The sequence below is a fragment of the Streptomyces sp. NBC_00258 genome (assembly GCF_036182465.1).
Taxonomy (GTDB): domain Bacteria; phylum Actinomycetota; class Actinomycetes; order Streptomycetales; family Streptomycetaceae; genus Streptomyces.
Map to the genome: position 1 here is coordinate 10069844 of NZ_CP108081.1, position 19963 is coordinate 10089806.

General features: G+C 69.8%; 8 protein-coding genes. 6 read left to right on the forward strand and 2 right to left on the reverse strand.

Features of this window, described 5'->3' with window-relative positions; genetic code table 11:
* Positions 1–191: 191 nt before the first annotated feature.
* On the forward strand, positions 192–11924 hold the full coding sequence (locus tag OG718_RS44760; protein ID WP_328846844.1) for a type I polyketide synthase: 11733 nt from the start codon (positions 192–194) through the stop codon (positions 11922–11924).
* Positions 11925–12187: 263 nt separating this feature from the next.
* Here OG718_RS44760 and OG718_RS44765 read toward each other — a convergent pair whose 3' ends face one another.
* The gene (locus OG718_RS44765; RefSeq protein WP_328846845.1) at positions 12188–12898 is read right to left on the reverse strand and encodes a class I SAM-dependent methyltransferase; all 711 of its coding nucleotides are present in this window, start codon (positions 12896–12898) and stop codon (positions 12188–12190) included.
* A gap of 3 nt (positions 12899–12901) precedes the next feature.
* On the reverse strand, positions 12902–14059 hold the full coding sequence (locus OG718_RS44770; RefSeq protein ID WP_328846846.1) for an aminotransferase class I/II-fold pyridoxal phosphate-dependent enzyme: 1158 nt from the start codon (positions 14057–14059) through the stop codon (positions 12902–12904).
* A 343-nt stretch (positions 14060–14402) separates the two neighbouring features.
* On the opposite strand from OG718_RS44770, the gene OG718_RS44775 reads away from it, so the two are divergent.
* From OG718_RS44775 to OG718_RS44795, 5 genes are all read left to right on the forward strand, one after another.
* On the forward strand, positions 14403–15872 hold the full coding sequence (locus OG718_RS44775; RefSeq protein ID WP_328846847.1) for an NDP-hexose 2,3-dehydratase family protein: 1470 nt from the start codon (positions 14403–14405) through the stop codon (positions 15870–15872).
* A gap of 79 nt (positions 15873–15951) precedes the next feature.
* A complete protein-coding gene (locus OG718_RS44780; RefSeq protein WP_328846848.1) occupies positions 15952–16938 on the forward strand; it encodes an aldo/keto reductase in 987 nt (328 codons plus the stop codon).
* Positions 16939–17151: 213 nt separating this feature from the next.
* Positions 17152–17658, forward strand: a complete 507-nt coding sequence (locus OG718_RS44785) for a cobalamin B12-binding domain-containing protein (protein WP_443055261.1) — start codon at positions 17152–17154, stop codon at positions 17656–17658.
* Positions 17655–18983: a methylaspartate mutase gene (locus tag OG718_RS44790; RefSeq protein WP_328846849.1), complete on the forward strand. Its 1329-nt coding sequence runs from the start codon at positions 17655–17657 to the stop codon at positions 18981–18983. The genes OG718_RS44785 and OG718_RS44790 overlap by 4 nt, the downstream gene beginning before the upstream one ends.
* A 74-nt stretch (positions 18984–19057) precedes the next feature.
* Positions 19058–19957, forward strand: a complete 900-nt coding sequence (locus OG718_RS44795) for a proline iminopeptidase-family hydrolase (protein ID WP_328846850.1) — start codon at positions 19058–19060, stop codon at positions 19955–19957.
* Positions 19958–19963 lie beyond the last annotated feature (6 nt).

Sequence of the window (19963 nt, forward strand, 5' to 3'; positions counted from 1 at the left end):
AGCGATCAAGAGCCCCACAGGACACCGGGGCGCTCGCAGGCCACGGTGTCCTCGGGTGCCGGCGGCGCCCTCGATCAACGGACCGCCTCGGCCCCTGATGTTCCTGGCCGCCTCGGGGCGCCCGAGGCTCCCCGTGTCCTCGCATCCCTGACCTCCGGACGTTCCTCGTACCGAGATTGGTGTGGCACCAGATGTCGAACGACCAGAAGCTCCTGGACTACCTCAAGCGGGTCACGGCCGATCTGCACGCGACCCGGCAGCGGCTGCGCGAGGCCGAGTCGGAGGAGCATGAGCCGATTGCGGTCGTCGCCATGGGCTGCCGTTATCCCGGTGACGTGCGGACACCCGAGGACCTGTGGCGGCTCGTCGCCGAAGGCGGTGACGCGGTCACCGAGTTCCCGGACGACCGGGGCTGGGACTTCGACACGCTCCTCGGCGGCGACACGGACGCCGTCGGGAGCACCTACGTGGCACGCGGCGGGTTCGTCCACGACGCGGCCGAGTTCGACGCCGACTTCTTCGGGATCTCGCCGCGCGAGGCCCTCGCCATGGACCCGCAGCAGCGGCTCCTGCTGGAGCTGGCCTGGGAGACCAGCGAGCGGGCCGGCATCGATCCGCACAGCCTGCGCGGCGCGTCCGTCGGCGTCTTCGCGGGGACCAACGGCCAGGACTACGCCGACCTCATGGACCGTTCGCCGCAGGACTCGGAGGCGTACCTGTCCACCGGCAGCGTGGCCGCCGTCGTCTCCGGCCGCGTCTCGTACGTACTCGGCCTGGAAGGGCCGTCGGTGTCCGTTGACACCGCGTGCTCCTCCTCGCTCGTGGCCCTGCATCTCGCCTGTCAGGCACTCCGGCAGAAGGAGTGCGCGATGGCCTTCGCGGGCGGGGTGACGATCATGTCGACGCCAGGGCCGTTCATCGCGTTCAGCCGGCAGAGCGGCCTGGCGTCGGACGGTCGGTGCAAGGCCTTCTCCGACGACACCGACGGCACCGGCTGGGGCGAGGGTGCGGGCCTGCTCCTGCTTGAGCGGTTGTCGGACGCGCGGCGTAACGGTCACGAGGTGTTGGCCGTCATTCGTGGTTCGGCGTTGAACCAGGATGGTGCGAGTAATGGTCTGACGGCTCCGAATGGTCCGTCGCAGCAGCGGGTGATTCGTCAGGCGTTGGCGAATGCGGGTCTGACGGCGGCCGAGGTGGATGCGGTCGAGGCGCATGGTACGGGTACGACGCTGGGTGACCCGATCGAGGCGCAGGCGCTGCTCGCCACCTACGGCCAGGACCGCGAGGAGAACCGTCCGCTCTGGCTGGGCTCGATCAAGTCGAACATCGGGCACACCCAGGCGGCTGCCGGCGTCAGCGGCATCATCAAGATGATCATGGCAATCAGGAACGGGGTGCTCCCGAAGACCCTGCACGTCGCGGAGCCGTCGAGTCATGTGGACTGGTCTGCGGGTGCGGTGGAGTTGTTGACGGAGGCGCGGGGGTGGCCGGAGGTGGGTCGTCCGCGGCGGGCGGGTGTGTCGTCGTTCGGTGTGAGCGGTACGAATGCGCATGTGATCGTGGAGCAGGCGCCGGTGGAGGAGTCTGCGGCGGAGGCTGTTGCGGAGCCTCGTGTTGGGTCGGGCGTGGCGGGGCTCCCGGTGCCGTGGGTGGTGTCGGCCAGGTCGGCGGTGGCGCTGCGCGCACAGGCGACACGGTTGCTGGATCAGCAGATGTCATCGGGATCCACTCCCGTGGATGTGGCCTTCTCGTTGGGTGTGTCGCGGGCGGGGTTGGAGCATCGGGGTGTGGTGCTGGGGGCTTCGCGTGAGGAGTTGTTGCGGTTGCTGGAGGTGTTGGCGGCTGGCGCTGAGGTGCCTGGGGTGGTGTCGGGTCGTGTGGTGGAGGGTCGGCTGGCGTTTCTGTTTACGGGTCAGGGTGCTCAGCGGGTGGGGATGGGGCGGGAGTTGGCTTCTGCGTTTCCGGTGTTTGCGGAGTCGTTGGGGCGGACGTGTGACCTGCTGGACGTCGGCCTGGAGGGTCTGGGATGTCCGTTGCGGGAGGTGTTGTTCGCGGAGCCGGAGAGTGCTGCTGCGGCTTTGTTGACGCGGACGGTGTATGCGCAGGCGGCGTTGTTTGCGGTTGAGGTGGCGTTGTTCCGGTTGGTGGAGTCGTTCGGTGTGCGGCCGGATTTTGTGGCGGGGCATTCGGTGGGGGAGATCGCGGCTGCGCATGTGGCTGGGGTGTTGTCCCTGGAGGATGCGGCGGTGTTGGTGGCGGCTCGTGGGCGGTTGATGGATGGGTTGCCTGCGGGTGGGGTGATGGTGGCGGTGCAGGCCGCCGAGGCAGAGGTGCGTGAACTGCTGGAGGGGGTGCAGGACGCGGGTGTTGCTGCGGTGAACGGGCCGCGTGCGGTGGTCGTTTCGGGCAGCGAGGCCGCGATCGCCCCGGTGGTGGAGGTGTTGCAGGAGCGTGGGGTGAAGACCAAGCGGCTCCAGGTCAGTCATGCTTTCCATTCGCCGTTGATGGAGCCGATGCTTGATGGTTTTGCTGCGGTGGTGGAGGGGTTGACGTTCAACGCTCCGGTTGTCGGGGTGGTGTCGAACGTGACCGGTGGTATCGCGTCGGCGCGGGAACTCTGCGCGCCGGAGTACTGGGTTCGGCATGTCCGCGAGGCGGTGCGCTTCGGTGCCGGCGTCGAGGCTTTGGTTGCTGCGGGTGTGTCGTCGTTCATGGAGTTGGGCCCGGACGGTGTGCTCAGTGCGATGGCTCGTGAGTCGCTGCCCGAGGACTCGGACGTGGTGTGCGTGCCGGTGATGCGTCGGGACCGGGACGAGGTGCGGGAGTTCCTGACGGGTCTGGCGCGGCTCAATGTCCGTGGCGTTGCGGTGGGTTGGGAGCCGTTGACGGCGGGTGGGCGTCGGGTGGAGTTGCCCACGTATGCCTTCCAGCGTGAGCGCTACTGGCTGGAGGGTGGCTGGTCGGTGACCGATGCGGCCGGGCTTGGTCAGTCGGCTGCGGATCACCCGCTCGTGGGTGCGGTGGTCGGGCTGGCGGGCGGTGAGGGCGTCGTCCTGACGGGGCGGTTGTCCTTGAAGTCGCATCCGTGGCTGGCCGATCACACCGTCGCCGGCGTGGTGGTGTTCCCGGGGACCGGCTTCGTCGAGTTGCTGGTGCGGGCGGGCGACGAGGTCGGCTGCGGACGTATCGAGGAACTGACCCAGGAAGTCCCGCTCGTGGTGCCCGAGCGTGGCGGTGTACAGGTGCAGGTCGTTGTCGAGGCGGCGAACGGGACCGGGGAACGGCCGGTCGCCGTGTACTCGCGGGTGGAGGATGCGGACGAGGGTGTGCCGTGGACGCGGCATGCCAGTGGTCTGCTGAGTCCTTCGGAAGCGTCCGCCGGCTTCGAGCTGGCGCAGTGGCCGCCCGCCGGAGCGGAGGCACTCGACGTCGAGGGCATGTACGAGCGACCGGACTCTGGCCTGGTCTACGGCCCTCTGTTCCAGGGTTTGACCGCCGCATGGCGCAAGGGCGACGAGGTCTACGCGGAGATCGAACTGCCCGCGAAAGCGGCAGGGGATGCGGCCCGTTTCGGCCTGCATCCCGCACTTCTCGACGCCGCCCTGCACGCCCTCGGCTTCTCGCCCTCATACGAGGACGAGGAACAGGACGGCACCGTGGCCCGACTCCCGTTCTCGTGGTCGGGGGTGTCGTTGTTTGCGGTGGGTGCGTCGGTGTTGCGGGTGTGTGTGCGGCATGTGGCGCGGGATCGGGTGTCGTTGTGGGTTGCTGATGGTGTGGGTGTGCCGGTGGCGGTGGTGGAGTCGTTGGTGTTGCGGGCGATTTCGTCGGGTCGGGTGGGGGCTGCTGGTGGGGTGCCGGTGGTGGCGGGTGGTGGGTTGTTCGAGGTGGTGTGGCCGCCGCTTGCCGGTGCTGTGACCGGTGCCGGTGCCGGTGCTGCGGCCAGCGTGGGTGGTGAGGGAACTGGTGTGAGTGGTGAGGCGCCGGGTGTGCTGGTGCTGGAGGGTGAGCGGTTGGGTTTGGCGGGCGCGGAGCTGGAGCGTGTGCTGGCCTGGTTGCAGGGGTGTGTGTCGGGTGTGGGGGGTGCTGGTTCTCGTGTGGTGGTGACGCGGGGGGCGGTGTCTGTGGGTGTGGGTGGTGTGGTGGATGTGGTGTCGGCTGCGGTGTGGGGGTTGGTGCGGTCGGCGCAGGCGGAGCATCCGGGTCGGTTTGTGTTGGTGGATGTGGGTGTGGAGGGGGATGTTGAGGCGGGTGTGCGGGCTGCTTTGGCGTCGGGGGAGGAGCAGGTTGCTTTCCGTGAGGGGGAGGTCTTCGTTCCTCGTCTGGCGCGGGTGAGTGCGGGTGGTGGGGTGCCGTCGTGGGGCGGTGGTGTGGTGTTGGTGACGGGTGGTACGGGTGGTCTGGGTGCGGTGGTGGCGCGGCATTTGGTGGTGTCGCATGGTGTGGAGCGTCTGGTGTTGTTGTCGCGGCGGGGTGAGGGTGCGCCGGGTGCGGTTGAGCTGGTTGCCGAGTTGGCTGGTTTGGGTGCTCGGGTGGATGTGGTGGCGTGTGATGTGAGTGATCGTGCTGGGTTGGCTGCTGTGGTGGACGGTCTGGGTGCGGAGTTGTCGGCGGTGGTGCATGCGGCGGGTGTGGTGGATGACGGTGTGCTGGGGTCGCTGACGGCGGAGCGGTTGGATGGTGTGCTGGGTCCGAAGGCGGATGCGGCCTGGTATCTGCATGAGCTGACGCGGGAGTTGGATCTCTCGGCGTTCGTGATGTTCTCGTCGTTGTCGGGGACGGTGGGTGGTGCGGGGCAGGCGAATTACGCGGCGGCGAATGCGTATCTGGATGGGTTGGCGGAGTATCGGCGGGGGTTGGGACTGCCCGCTGCCTCGCTGGCCTGGGGACTCTGGGAAGAGACCGGGCGCGGGGGGATGACGGAGTCTCTCGGCGACACGGACCGCAACCGTATGGCCCGCGGTGGAGTGCTTCCTCTGTCGGTGGAGAACGGACTGGCGCTGTTCGACGCCGCGTTGGCGACGGACAAGGCGGCTCTCGCTCCCGTCCACCTGGACATCGCGGCTCTGGGCGCGCACACCGACGAACTGCCCCCGGTCTTCCGCGACTTGGTCCGCACACCTCGACGCCGTACGGCGGAGGGGCGGACGACCGGATCCGGCGGCGGCCTTGCCGATCGGTTGGTGGGACTGGCGGGGGACGAGCGTCGGGCGCTGATGCTCGGTGTGGTGCGGGCGCAGGTGGCGCAGGTGCTGGGGTACGCGTCGGCGGAACTGGTCGACCCGGGGCGCGCGTTCCAGGATCTGGGCTTCGATTCGCTGACGGCCGTGGAACTGCGCAACAGCCTAAGTGCGGAGGCGGGGGTGCGGTTGCCGGCGACGCTCGTCTTCGACTATCCGTCCACCGACGCCCTGGCGGACTTCCTCCTCGCCGAGGTCTCGGGCCGAGCCGTCGAAACGGAACCCACGCGGCCGGTGTTCGCACCCGACCGCTTGGACGACGACCCGATCGTCATCGTCGGCATGGGCTGCCGCTACCCCGGTGGAGTCCGTTCCCCGGAGGACTTGTGGCGGCTGGTCGCCGAGGGCCGGGACGCGATCTCGGAGTTCCCGACCGACCGTGGATGGGACCTGGACGCGATCTACCACCCGGATCCCGGCCACACGGGCACGAGCTACACCCGCGAGGGCGGATTCCTCCACGACGCGGGTGACTTCGACGCGGAGTTCTTCGGGATCTCGCCCCGCGAGGCCATCGTCATGGATCCGCAGCAGCGGCTGCTGCTGGAGACGGCCTGGGAGGCGTTCGAGCAGGCGGGCATCGTCCCCGCCGACCTCAAGGGCAGCCAGACCGGCGTCTTCGCCGGCGTCATGTACCACGACTACGGCACCCGCATCGTCGACATCCCCGAAGGCGCCGAGGGCTACCTGGGCACCGGCATCTCCGGCAGTGTCGTCTCCGGCCGTGTCGCCTACACGCTCGGTCTGGAGGGCCCGGCCGTCACGATCGACACCGCCTGCTCCTCCTCCCTCGTCGCCCTCCACTCCGCCGCCCACGCGCTGCGCCAGGGCGAGTGCTCGATGGCCATCGCCGGTGGCGTGACCGTCATGGCCGGTCCGGACACCTTCATCGACTTCAGTCGTCAGCGCGGTCTGGCCGTGGACGGGCGCTGCAAGGCGTTCTCCGCCGACGCGGACGGCACGGGCTGGTCCGAGGGTGTGGGTGTCCTCGTCCTTGAGCGGTTGTCGGACGCGCGGCGCAACGGTCACCAGGTGCTGGCCGTGGTGCGTGGTTCGGCGTTGAACCAGGACGGTGCGAGTAATGGTCTGACGGCTCCGAACGGTCCCTCGCAGCAGCGGGTGATCCGTCAGGCGCTGGCCAGCGCCGGACTCTCCGCCTCGGAGGTCGACGCCGTCGAGGCGCACGGTACGGGTACGACGCTGGGTGACCCGATCGAGGCGCAGGCGGTGCTCGCGACCTACGGACAGGGGCGGGAGGAGGACCAGCCGCTGTGGCTCGGGTCCTCGAAGTCCAACTTCGGTCACACGCAGGCGGCCGCGGGTGTGGCCGGTGTGATCAAGATGGTGATGGCGATGAGGGCGGGCGTCCTGCCCAAGACTCTGCATGTCAGTGCGCCTTCGCCGCACGTGGACTGGTCCGCCGGGGCGGTCGAGCTGCTGAGCGAGGCGCGGGAGTGGCCGCAGACCGGTCGGCCGCGCCGGGCCGGTGTCTCCTCCTTCGGTGTGAGCGGGACGAACGCCCACGTCATCGTGGAGCAGGCACCGCAGGACGAATCGCCCGTCGGCGCGGCGGGCACGCCCGAGTCGCCGGAGACGGTCCGGACGATGGACGTCCCCGTGCCGTGGATCGTGTCGGGGCGCACCGAGGACGCCGTACGGGACCAGGCCCGACGCCTCCTCGCCCACGTCGGCCAGGCCGACGATCCCGCTCCCCGCGACATCGCACGGGCTCTCCTGACCACCCGCACCCTGTTCAACCACCGGGCTGCCGTCGTCGCCTCCGAACGCCAGGACCTTCTCGCCGCACTCGAAGCACTCGCCGAAGGCCGTCTCACAGCCGGCCTGGTGCAGGGAACTGCCTCTGCGTCGGGCAAGTTGGCCTTCTTGTTTACGGGTCAGGGTGCTCAGCGGGTGGGGATGGGGCGGGAGTTGGCGGCTTCGTTTCCGGTGTTTGCGGAGTCGTTGGGGCGGACGTGTGACTTGTTGGATGTCGGGCTGGAGGGTCTGGGATGTCCGTTGCGGGAGGTGTTGTTCGCGGAGCCGGAGAGTGCTGCTGCGGCTTTGTTGACGCGGACGGTGTATGCGCAGGCGGCGTTGTTTGCGGTTGAGGTGGCGTTGTTCCGGTTGGTGGAGTCGTTCGGTGTGCGGCCGGATTTTGTGGCGGGGCATTCGGTGGGGGAGATCGCGGCTGCGCATGTGGCTGGGGTGTTGTCCCTGGAGGATGCGGCGGTGTTGGTGGCGGCTCGTGGGCGGTTGATGGATGGGTTGCCTGCGGGTGGGGTGATGGTGGCGGTCCAGGCCACCGAGGCGGACGTGCGCGAGCTGCTGGAGGGTGTTGAGGGGGCGGGTGTCGCGGCGGTGAATGGGCCGCGTGCGGTGGTCGTTTCGGGCACGGAAACCGCGGTGCTGCCGGTGGTGGAGGTGTTGCGGGAGCGTGGGGTGAAGACCAAGCGACTGGATGTCAGTCATGCTTTCCATTCGCCGTTGATGGAGCCGATGCTTGATGGTTTTGCTGCGGTGGTGGAGGGGTTGACGTTCCATGCTCCGGTTGTCGGGGTGGTGTCGAACGTGACCGGTGGTATCGCGTCGGCGCGGGAACTCTGCAGGCCGGAGTACTGGGTTAGGCATGTCCGGGAGGCGGTGCGCTTCGGTGCCGGCGTCGAGGCTTTGGTTGCTGCGGGTGTGTCGTCGTTCATGGAGCTGGGTCCCGATGGTGTGCTGAGCGGGATGGCTCGTGAGTCGCTGCCGGAGGACTCGGATGTGGTGTGCGTGCCGGTGATGCGTCGGGACCGGGACGAGGTGCGGGAGTTCCTGACGGGTCTGGCGCGGCTCAATGTCCGTGGCGTTGCGGTGGGTTGGGAGCCGTTGACGGCGGGTGGACGCCGGGTGGAGCTGCCCACGTACGCCTTCCAGCGGCGTCGGTTCTGGCTTGAGGGCGGCCAGAAGGTGACTGATGCGGCGGGGCTTGGGCAGTCGGCCGCCGACCATCCGTTGGTGGGTGCGGTGGTCGGGCTGGCCGGGGGCGACGGGTCGGTGCTGACCGGGCGGCTGTCCCTGAGGTCGCATCCGTGGCTGGCCGATCACACTGTCGCCGGTGTGGTGGTGTTGCCGGGCACGGCGTTCGTCGAGTTGGCGGTGCGTGCTGGTGATGAGGTGGGTTGCGGGCGGTTGGAGGAGTTGACGCTGGAGGCGCCGTTGGTGGTGCCTGAGCGTGGTGGTGTTCAGGTGCAGGTTGTGGTGGAGGCGGCGAACGGGGCGGGGGAGCGTCTGGTCGCCGTGTACTCGCGGCTCGAGGACACCGACGAGACGCCCTGGACCCGACACGCCACCGGTGCACTGGCGGCCGACGCGCTGCCGCCCGAGTTCGAACTCACGGCATGGCCCCCCACCGCCGACCCGGTCGAGATCGGGGACTTCTACTCCGAACTCGCCGCGCAGCCGGGCGGGTTGGTCTACGGACCGGTCTTCCAGGGGCTCAAGGCCGCCTGGCGTACCGAGGACGGGGTCGATGCCGAGGTGGAGCTGCCCGAGGACACGGCGAAGGACGCCGGCCGCTTCGGTCTGCACCCGGCGCTCCTCGACGCGGCCCTGCACGCCGTCGGTCTCGCGACCGCGCACGAGGGCCGCGACGAGGACGGGACCGTGGCCCGACTGCCGTTCGCCTGGGCGGGAGTCACGCTGTACCGGTCGGGAGCCACCAAACTGCGGCTCTCCCTGGCCCGTACAGGCGGCGACACGTACCGTCTGCGGATCGCCGACGCGGTGGGCGCGCCCGTTGCGACCGTACGTGAGCTGGTGCTCCGCGGGATCACCGCCGAACAGCTCGCGCAGGCGCGCACGGACCGTCCCGCATCGATGTTCCGCCTGGACTGGGTGGCTCATCAGCCCGCCGTTCAGCAGAGCACGGGGGAGTGGGCCCTGGTCGGGCCGGACCCGTACGGCCCGACAGCGCTGTCGTCCGTCGGCCTTCCTACGGGGGGATCGCTTCCCCTCGCCCGGTACGACGACCTCGACGCGCTCACCGCGGCGCTGGCCGCATCCGGAGACGACACCGAGTCCGGAACCGACACTCCGGACGTCGTGCTCCTGTCACTCACCGATGCCGCCATCGCCGGCGCTGTTGATAGCGGCAGCGCCACCCCTCGCTCCGCCGCTCACCAAGCGCTGCACGCCGTGCAGACCTGGCTGGGTGACGAGCGCTGCGCCGAAGCCACCCTCGTGCTGATGACACGCGGTGCGACCGCCGTCTCCGTCGATGACGCGATCGACGTGGACGCGGCCGCCGCCTGGGGACTCGTACGGTCTGCTCAGTCGGAGCACCCGGGCCGCTTCGTCCTCCTGGACTCGGACGGTTCCGCGGCATCCGCCCAGGTCCTCCCCGGAGCCCTGGCGAGTGAGGAGCCGCAGATCGCCCTGCGGGAGGGCATCGTCCACGCCGCGCGTCTCGTGCGGGTGCTCGACACAAGCCCCGAGCCAAGTCCCACGGCTGGATTCGATGCCGATCCCGGAGCCGATCCCGGAGCCGGTTCCGAAGCCGGTCCCGATGCCGGTCCTGACGCCGAACGGCAGTCGGCCGCCGCCGTCTTCCACCCGGAGAGGACCGTTCTCGTCACCGGCGGTACCGGTGCGCTGGGTTCCCGTCTCGCCCGGCACCTGGTCCGCGAGTACGGCGTACGGCAGCTGCTGCTGGTGGGACGCCAGGGGACTCGTGCCCCGCACACCGCCGAGCTGGTGACCGAACTCGCCTCCCTCGGCGCCCGGGCGGAGGTGGCCGCCTGCGACGTGGCCGACAGGGACGACCTGGCGGCTCTCCTCGCGGCGATCCCGGCGGACCGTCCCCTCGGCGCGGTCGTCCACGCCGCTGGCGTGCTCGACGACGGGCTGATCGACGCACTCACACCGGAACGGCTCGACGCCGTACTGCGGCCGAAGGCGGACGCGGCCCGGCACCTCGACGAGCTGACGAGGGACGCGGACCTCTCCGCCTTCGTACTGTTCTCCTCCGCGGCCGGCACGCTCGGCAGCCCCGGGCAGGCCAACTACGCGGCGGCCAACGCCTACCTCGACGCGATGGCCGCCCGGCGCCGGAGCCAGGGGCTGCCCGGCCTGTCCCTCGGCTGGGGCCTGTGGGAGGCGGACGGCACCACGACCGAGGCGACGGGCAGTGGTACAGCGCGGAACACGGGCGGCGGCGCCGCGGAGAACACGGAGGGTACTGGCAGCGGCGACACGACCCGCGGTATGGGCGGCCGCCTGAGCGGCAGCGACCGCGCACGTATCGCACGCGGCGGTGTCGGCACGTTCACCACCGAACAGGGACTGGCCCTCTTCGACGACGCCTGCGCCGGTACGCATTCCGCCGTGCTGCCGGTCCTGCTGGATCTGCGGCCCCAGGACGACGTACCGCACATCCTGAGGTCCCTGGTGGCCGCGCGCCGCAAGGGAGCGGCCACGGCGGCCCGGCACGAGGGCCCCGCCGAACTCCGGCGGCGGCTCGGCGCGGCGCGGCCGGAGGAGCGGTACGAGCACCTCGTCCAGCTGGTGCGGTCCAGCACGGCCGTGGTGCTGGGACACCGAGGTCCGCAGGACGTCGACCCCGGTCTCGGCTTCCTGGAGTCCGGCTTCGACTCGCTCACCGCGATGGAACTGCGCAACCAACTGCACGAGGCCACCGGTCTGCGGCTCGCGGCCACCGCGGTGTTCGACCACGCCACGCCCGCGGACCTCGCCCGGCATCTGGCCGACGAACTCGCCGGCGCGCTCGCCGCGACGGACACCGCGGCCACCACGGCCGACGCCGATGACGGTGGGGCGGTCCGACGGCCGGCGGAGGACGACACGGCGGACACCCTCAGTGCGTTGTTCCGGAGTGCGGTGAGGGCCGGACAGGTGACGAAGGGCGTCGGGCTGCTGCGTGCCGTGGCCGAACTACGCCCCGGCTTCCGCAGCGCCGCGGAATTCGGCGACGACCTGCCCGTGCCGGTACGGCTGGCCCAAGGACCACGCCTGCCGCGGCTGTTCTGCTTCGCCTCGCCGATGGCGATGGGCGGGGTGCACCAGTACGCCCGGCTGGCGTCGCACTTCCGCGGAGTACGGGAGGTGTCCGCGCTGCCCATGCCCGGGTTCGCGGCACAGGAAGGGCTCCCGGAGACAGCGGACGCCGTCGTGGAGGTCTTCGGCCGCAGTGTCCAGGAGGCGGCGGGCGACGACCCGTTCGTCCTGCTCGGCTACTCGGCAGGCGGCATCTTCGCCCACGGCGTCGCGTCCTGGCTGGAGTCCGCCGGCCGCCCGCCGGCCGCCGTGGTGCTCCTCGACAGCTACCGCGCCGACGGCGGGGCGGACCTCGACGGCGACTTCTGGATCAGCATGGTGGAGGGGCTGTTCGCACGCGAAGAGGTCTTCGGCCGCTTCAACAGTGCGCGGCTGTCGGCCATGGGCCGCTATGCCCGGCTCGTCGGAGAGGTCAAGCCGGTGGACATCGCGGCGCCGGTGCTGTTCGTCCGGCCCGAGAAGTCACTGACCGCGGGTGACGCGGACGGGGGCGCGGGCCCGGACGACTGGCGTGCCTCCTGGGACACGGCGGACACCGTCCTCGAAGTGCCCGGTGACCACTTCGGGATCGTCGAGAGCCGGGCGGACCTGACGGCCGCGGCTGTGGAGGAATGGCTCACGGACCGGCTGTGACGCCTGGGCCCGGCCGCCCGCGCGACTGAGCGCAGCCACGGGCCTGAGCGGCTGAGGGCCGCCCCCCGCCCCGGGGGCGGCCCTCAGCCGCGCGTCCGATCGCCACAGAGCGGGCCGTACCACCTCACCGCACCTCGCCGTTTCCGTCGGTCCCTCACACGCGTCCGGGGCGGTGCGGCGGGAGACCGGCCCGGAGCCGTCCTCCCGCCGCACCGCCCCGGACGGGACGGCACCGGCGTCGTACACCCGCCACAGGCGGTCCGCTAGGCCTGCCGCACCCCGACGAAGATCCCGCGGTCCGCGTAGCCGTCGGGCCGGTACTCCACCGCACACCCCGCCGACCGGAACGCCGACTCGTACTCCTCGCGGGAGAACAGCGACAGCTCCTGCTCGTCCACGAAGTGCCGTACCGGATCGGATCCCGTGGCGACGAGATAGTGCATCTCGACGTGGCTGCGTCCGTCCCTGGTGGTCCAGCGCCCCATCCGGACGACCTTGCCGCCCTCGTTCTCGAAGCCGGCCTCCACGAGGTCGCCGCCGTTCCAGTCCTCCCGCAGGATCCAGGGTTCGACGATCAGCACACCGCCCGGACGCAGATGGTGCGCCATGTTCTTGACGGCGGTGAACAGATCGTCCGCCGACGCCAGATAGCCCACCGAGCTGTACATCGAACAGACCACGTCGAAGGTCCGGTCGAGGCCGAAGGTGCGCATGTCGTCCTGGAGCAGGGGCACTCCGGGAAGCTTGGCGGAGGCGATGCGGATCATGGACGAGGCGAGATCCACGCCGGCCACGTCGAAGTGCCTCCGCAGATGGGCCAGATGCTCGCCCGTGCCGCAGCCGACGTCCAGCAGGCTGGATGCCTCCGGACGGTATTCGAGGGCCAGTTCGCGGATGCGGTCGGCCTCACCGGCGTAGTTCTTGTGCCGTCGGTAGATGTCGTCGTAGACGTGGGCGAAGTCCTCTTCGTACATGGGTCACCTGGCCGGGGTTCGGGCGCTGACACAGCGCCGGACGATGTCGCAGACCTTGTCGATCTCCGACGGCCCGACGGCGCTGCCCGTCGGGAGGGCGAGTACCCGCTCGGCCAGTGCCTCCGCGCGCGGCAGGGGCCGCGGGGCGTGCCGGGCGGGATCACTCCGATAGGGCTCCACCTGATGGCAGCTGGGGTGGAAGTAGCGGCGGGACAGTACGTTCTGGGCGCCGAGCGCCGTGTGCACCTCGTCGCGGTGGATGCCGGCGGCCGCGGCGTCGATCTCGATCACCAGATACTGGTGGTTGGCACGCTCGCCCTCGGCCTGGCCCCGCACCCATACGCCCGCCAGCCCTTCGAGCCCCTTCTCGTAGCGGCGGTGGTTGAGGGTGTTGATGTCCATCAGCTCGTCCATGACCTCCAGGGAGGTCAGCCCCATCGCGGCCGCCGCCTCGTTCATCTTGGCGTTCGTGCCGCCGGACCTGATCTCACCGCCCGCGGTGATGCCGAAGTTGCGCAACTCGCGGCAGCGTTCGGCGAACTCGGCGTCCCGGGTGACGATGGCGCCGCCCTCGAAGCTGTTGACGAACTTCGTGGCGTGGAAGCTGAACACCTCAGCCGCACCGAAACTACCGACGGGCCGGCCCTTGTAGGTGCAGCCGATCGCGTGGGCCGCGTCGAACAGCAGCGGCAGACCGTGCCGGTCGGCGATATCGGTGAGTTCGTCCATCGCACACGGATAACCGAAGACATGGACTCCCATGATTCCGCGGGTGCGTGGACCGATCAGCGCCTCGACCTCGGACGGGTCGAGGTTTCCCGTCTTTTCGTCGGCATCACAGAAAACAGGAACAATTCCTGTCCAGTCCAGCGCCGCCGCCGTCGCCACCCAGGTGAAAGCGGGCACGATGATCTCGTCGCCGCCCCGGATTCCCGCGGCCCTGGCCGCCACCTGAAGACCGACCGTGGCATTGCACACGGCGACACAGTGATCGACTCCTGCGATCTCGGCGAGTCTCTCCTCGAATTCACGGACCAGTGGGCCATTGGTGAGATAGAGCCGGTCGAGCGCTCCGTCCAGTCTCTCCGTCAGGCGCGCGCGACTGCCCATATTGGGGCGACCGACGTGCAGGGGCTCGCGGAACACAGGGGAATCATTCACCTGTTCATCGTTCCTTCAACCGGCCCCTAGCCTCAACCCCTGCGGCCGTTCACCCGCGGCGACGGCCGACCCCGCAAGCCCCTAACCACCCCCCTAAGGGGCCCCAGTCCTGCTGGTCTGGCCGCCTCGCCGGAGCTAGCGTCGGATGCAGCCTGCCGGTGAGAGTGACACAGCGCCAAGGCAGCACCAGTGAGCGCGAAGATCCAGTCGAACTCGATCGAAGTCTTCTCCGGCGAGCTCCGTGGAAATCCCCGACGAGTTCCACGGACCGCCCGACGAGTTCCGACGAGATCGATGAACCCTCGATGAGTTCCGCATGGCCGCCGCCCATAAGGAGACCTCCGTGGCCGAGACATTGTCGACGCCCCTGCCCACCCGCTCCGGCGGCGTGCCGCTCGCGGTCCGTATCGCCAAATCGGTGAGTATCGTCGACAAGGGTGCGCTCCACAGCCTTGCCGAATTCCACGCCTGGTTCGCCGAGCGCGGCAGAAAAGTGGCCCGTGTCCACAAGATGCCCCTCGATGAGCTGGCCGGCTGGAGCACCGACCCCGACACCCAGGACATCAGGCACCACAGCGGGAAGTTCTTCAGTGTGCAGGGGCTTTCCGTCGAACTGCCGGGGGCGCCGATCCCCGCGTGGTCGCAGCCCATCATCAACCAGCCGGAGATCGGAATTCTCGGAATTCTGGTCAAGGAATTCAACGGAGTCCTGCACTGTCTGATGCAGGCCAAGATGGAGCCGGGCAACCGCAACGGCCTTCAGCTCTCCCCGACGGTCCAGGCCACCCGGAGCAACTACACGCGGGTGCACCAGGGCAACGCCGTGCCGTATCTGTCGTACTTCCAGGACACCTCGCAGCACAGCGTGATGACGGACGCGCTGCAGTCCGAGCAGGGCTCGTGGTTCTTCCAGAAGCGCAACCGGAACATGGTCGTGGAGACCGACGAGGACACCGCGCCGCACGAGGCGTTCATGTGGCTCACCATCGGTCAGCTGCACCGGCTGCTCGCGATCGACGACCTGATCAACATGGACACCCGGACCGTGCTGTCCTGTCTGCCGTTCTCCGGGTCCCAGCTCGCGGAGCAACTGCCCGGACCGGGCAGCGAACTGCGGCTGCCCATCCTGCGGTCGTGCAGCGAGGACCAGGGCAGTCTGCACAGCACCGGCGACATCCTCAGCTGGATCACCGACGCGCGGACCCGGCACGAGGTGCGCACCCGGCTCGTCCCGCTGCGCGAGGTGGGGAACTGGAAGCGCGGCCAGTACGCGATCTCCCACGACACCGGCCGGTTCTTCGACGTCATGGGCGTGCACATCGAGACCGACGGCGACCGGGAGGTGCGCGAGTGGACCCAGCCGATGATCGCGCCCGCCGGAGTCGGCATCGTGGCCTTCCTCGTCAAGCGGATCGAGGGTGTCCTGCACGTCCTGGCGCATGCCCGCGTCGAGCCCGGCTATCTGGACGTCGTGGAGCTCTCGCCCACCGTCATGTGCACCCCGACTAACTACGAGGGCCTGCCCCCGGCGGCCCGGCCGGCCTTCCTGAACCACGTGCTGTCCGCCCGCCCCGAGCAGGTGCTCTTCGAGACGATCCTGTCCGAGGAGGGCGGCCGCTTCTACCACGCCCAGAACCGCTATCTCGTGGTCGAGTCCGACATCGAGGTCACCCCCGAACTGGCCCCGGACTTCCGCTGGATGGCGCTCCACCAGATGGTCGGCCTGCTCCGGCACAGCCACTACGTCAACGTCCAGGCCCGCAGCCTCATCGCCTGTCTGCACAGTCTCTCCGGCGCACCGCGGGACCTCTGACCCGCCGTGATCTCCGCCGTGGCGCCTCCCCGCCGCACCACCTCCCTCCTCCCTCTCCCTGGTCCCTGAAAGGGTGACGATGCTCTACCGGAAGCTCGGACGTACGGCACTGAACGTGAGCCCGCTGTGCCTGGGCACGCTCAACCTCGGCGTCCGCACCACGCGCGACGAGGCGTTCGCCCTCATGGACGAGGCTCTGGAGCAGGGCATCAACTTCTTCGACACCGCCAACCAGTACGGCTGGCAGGTCCACAAGGGGCTGACCGAGGAGATCATCGGCGAGTGGTTCGCGCAGGGCGGCGGGCGGCGCGAGCGCGTGGTCCTCGGCACCAAGGTCTGCAACCCGATGAGCGACCTGCCCAACGACCGGGGGCTGTCGGCGCGTCACATCATCGCCTCCTGCGAGGACTCGCTGCGGCGGCTGCGTACCGACTGGATCGACGTCTACCAGATGCACAACGTCGACCCGTCGACCTCCTGGGAGGAGGTGTGGCAGGCCATGGAGACCCTCGTGCACCAGGGCAAGATCCGCTACGTCGGATCGTCCAACTTCGCCGGCTGGCACCTCGCCGACGCCCAGGCCGCGGCGGCCCGCCGCAACTTCCTCGGCATCGTCTCCGAGCAGTGCGTCTACAACCTCGCGACCCGTTTCGTGGAGACCGAGGTCGTGCCCGCCGCCCAGGCCCACGGCATCGGAGTCCTCGCCTGGTCGCCGCTGCACGGCGGACTGCTCGGGGGCGCCCTGCGCAAACTGGACGACGGGACGGCGGTGAAGACCGCGCAGGGCCGCGCCGCCCTCGCCCTGGAGACCCGGCGCGACGCCATCTCGCACTACGAGAAGCTGTGCGCGGAGATCGTCCTCGACCCGGCCCAGGTCGCGCTGGCCTGGCTGCTGTCCCGCCCCGGGCTCACGGCGGCGGTCATCGGCCCGCGCACCACCGCCCACCTGGCCGGTGCGCTGGACACCCTGGACCTGCGGCTTCCCGATGAAGTCCTCGACCGGCTCGACGAGTTGTTCCCGCCGATCGGCAACGGCCGCCCGGCACCCGCGGCCTGGCTCGACTGACTCACGACGGCACCGGTCGCCCCGCCCGGCAGTGGGCAGCGGCCGTCTCCGGGGCCGCCCGCCGGCGGCCGGTCCCGACCGCCCCCGAACCGCGATCACCCGCACCCTTGCCCGCCCCCGCCGCGAGCCGTCCCGCACCGCCGCGGACCGGCCACGACGCCCACCGCAGTGCCCCCCACCCTCCCGTCCCCCTTCACACGGAGCACGCCCCACATGTATCCCTCACACGTCCGCCAGATGTCCACCGCCGCTCCCACCCACCGGCCGCGGGACCCCCTGCCGCACCTCCCGAGCGGTGGCGCACGGCCCGTGCTGATCAGCAGCGTCGCGTCCGACTCGCACACCTGGAACCTGGTCTTCCTGCAGCTTCTGATCGAGGAGCTGGGCCACGAGGTCGTCAACCTCGGGCCGTGCGTGCCCGACGACCTGCTCGTCGCGGAGTGCCGCGACCGGCGCCCCGGGCTCGTCGTCATCAGTACCGTCAACGGCCACGGCTATCAGGACGGGATGCGCGTCATCCGCGAACTGCGCGCCTGCGAGGAACTCGACGGCATCCCCGTCGTCATCGGCGGCAAGCTCGGCGTCGCCGGATCGGGCCAGTCGCAGCAGGCGGCGGAACTGGCCTGGGCAGGCTTCGACGCGGTGTTCCCCGACGACGCGGAGGCGGTGTCCTCCTTCGCGCACTACATAAAGGCGCTTCCTCAACGGGTCGCGTCTTGACGGGATTCGGCGCCTTCGTACGTTCCGCCCACGAGCGGGGCGAACTGGTCGTGCAGCCCCGTATGGGCATGGGCGCCCCCGACGCGATGCGCGCGGGACTGGCCGCCACCCGGGCGGCGGACGCCACCACGGTAGGCACGCTCACCCTGGACAGTTATACGCGCGTAGGCGACCTCGACGCCGCCGCGAAGGCGCTGCAGTCCGGCATCGCCCTCAACGGCTATCCCATCGTCACCCACGAGGAGTCGACGACGCGTCAGGTCCTGGCCGGGATCGTCGGTGACGACTTCCCCGTCCAGGTACGCCACGGATCGGCGACGCCCCTGCACATCTTCGGCGCGCTGACCCGGGTGGGCCTGGACGCCACCGAGGGCGGGCCGGTCTCCTACTGCCTGCCGTACGGGCGCATCCCGCTCGACCAGTCGGTGAGCAACTGGGCCCGCTGCTGCGACCAGTTCGCCGGGCTGCGGGAACTGGGACGCGAACCACACCTCGAGACCTTCGGCGGCTGCATGCTCGGGCAGCTGTGCCCGCCCAGCCAGCTCGTCGCGATCAGCGTGCTCGAGGCGCTCTTCTTCCGGCAGCACGGCATCCGCAGCATCTCCCTCAGCTACGCCCAGCAGACCCACCCCGAACAGGACCGGGAAGCGGTACGTGCCCTGCGCCGCCTGCACACCGAGCTGCTGCCCGACGCCGACTGCCACATCGTCATCTACGCGTACATGGGCGTGTACCCGACCACTCCGGAGGGCGCCCACGCGCTGCTCGGGCGTGCCGCCGAACTGGCCGTCGCCACCGGGGCCGAGCGGCTGATCGTCAAGACGGCGGCCGAGGCGCACCACATCCCCACCGTCGCCGACAACGTGGCCGCCCTCGAACACGCGGCCGCCGTCGCCCGGGTGGCGCCCCGCCCGGCCGCCGAACTACTCGCGGCCGGCGCGCTGCCCACCGACCCCGAGGACCACTTCGCCGACTCCGTCACGCACGCGGAGGCCCGTGCCCTCGTCGAGGCGGTCATGAACTGCGGGCCGGACGTCGGCAGCGCCCTGTTCCGTGCCTTCAAGCGGGGATACCTCGACATTCCCTATTGCCTCCATCCCGACAACATGGGGCGCAGCCGGAGTTACATAGACGACACCGGTCGCCTGCAGTGGGCGGACACCGGAATGCTGCCGCTGGGAAACACCGTGAAAACGGGCGCCGTTCGCGCGGTTTCCTCCTCCGAACTTCTCACCGCACTTTCCTACGTACAGCGGACGTACGACGCCCTCGCATTTCCCGAATCCGCAGGCCCGGCCCCGCTGTCCGGGCCTAGGGGTGCCTAGGGGCCGGATAGGGGTCTGCTCCGCTGTGCCGCTCATCTAGCGTGACCGACGAGTCGAACTGTGAGGTGGTGTGAATGTCCAAACCCCCGAGTGCCAAGGGGACCGTGCCATTCGGTCAGTACCGGACCTGGTATCGCGTGACGGGTGACCTGCATTCAGGCAAACCACCGGTGGTGCTGCTCCACGGCGGTCCCGGCAGCACGCACGACTACCTGCTGGCCATGACGTCCCTCACCGACGCCGGCTGGCCCGTCGTCCACTACGACCAGATCGGCAACGGCGGCTCCACCCATCTGCCCGACCGCGGCGCGGACTTCTGGACCGTCAAGCTGTTCGAGGACGAGTTGGACAACCTCCTCGACAAGCTCGGCATCGCCGACGACTACATCCTCTACGGCCAGTCCTGGGGCGGCATGCTCGGCTCGGTGCACGCCGCCCGCCGACCCGCCGGACTGCGCGGTCTGGTCGTCGCCAACGCGCCCGCCTCCATGAAGATCTGGCTCCAGGAGATGAAGCGCCTGCGCGAACTGCTCCCGGCCGACGTCCAGAAGGTGCTGGTCGAGCACGAAGAGGCGGGCACCACCGACAGCGAGCCGTACTTCCACGCCATGCGCGCCTTCTACGACCGGCACGTCTGCCGGATCGTGCCATGGCCGCGGGACTTCGGCGCCACCTTCATGGAGATCTACAACGACCCCACCGTCTACTTCACGATGAACGGCCCCAACGAGTTCCACGTGATCGGGACACTGCGCGACTGGTCCGTGGAGTTCTGCCTGCCCGACATCGCCGTGCCCACGCTCGTCCTGACCGGCCGGCACGACGAGGCGACCCAGGCCACCGTGCAGCCGTTCCTCGACCTCGTGCCGGACGTGCGGCAGGAGGTGCTGGAGAACTCCAGCCACGTACCGCACCTGGAGGAGCCAGAGCGGTTCCAGCAGGTCATGCTCTCCTATCTCGAAAGTCTGGTGTGAGACCAC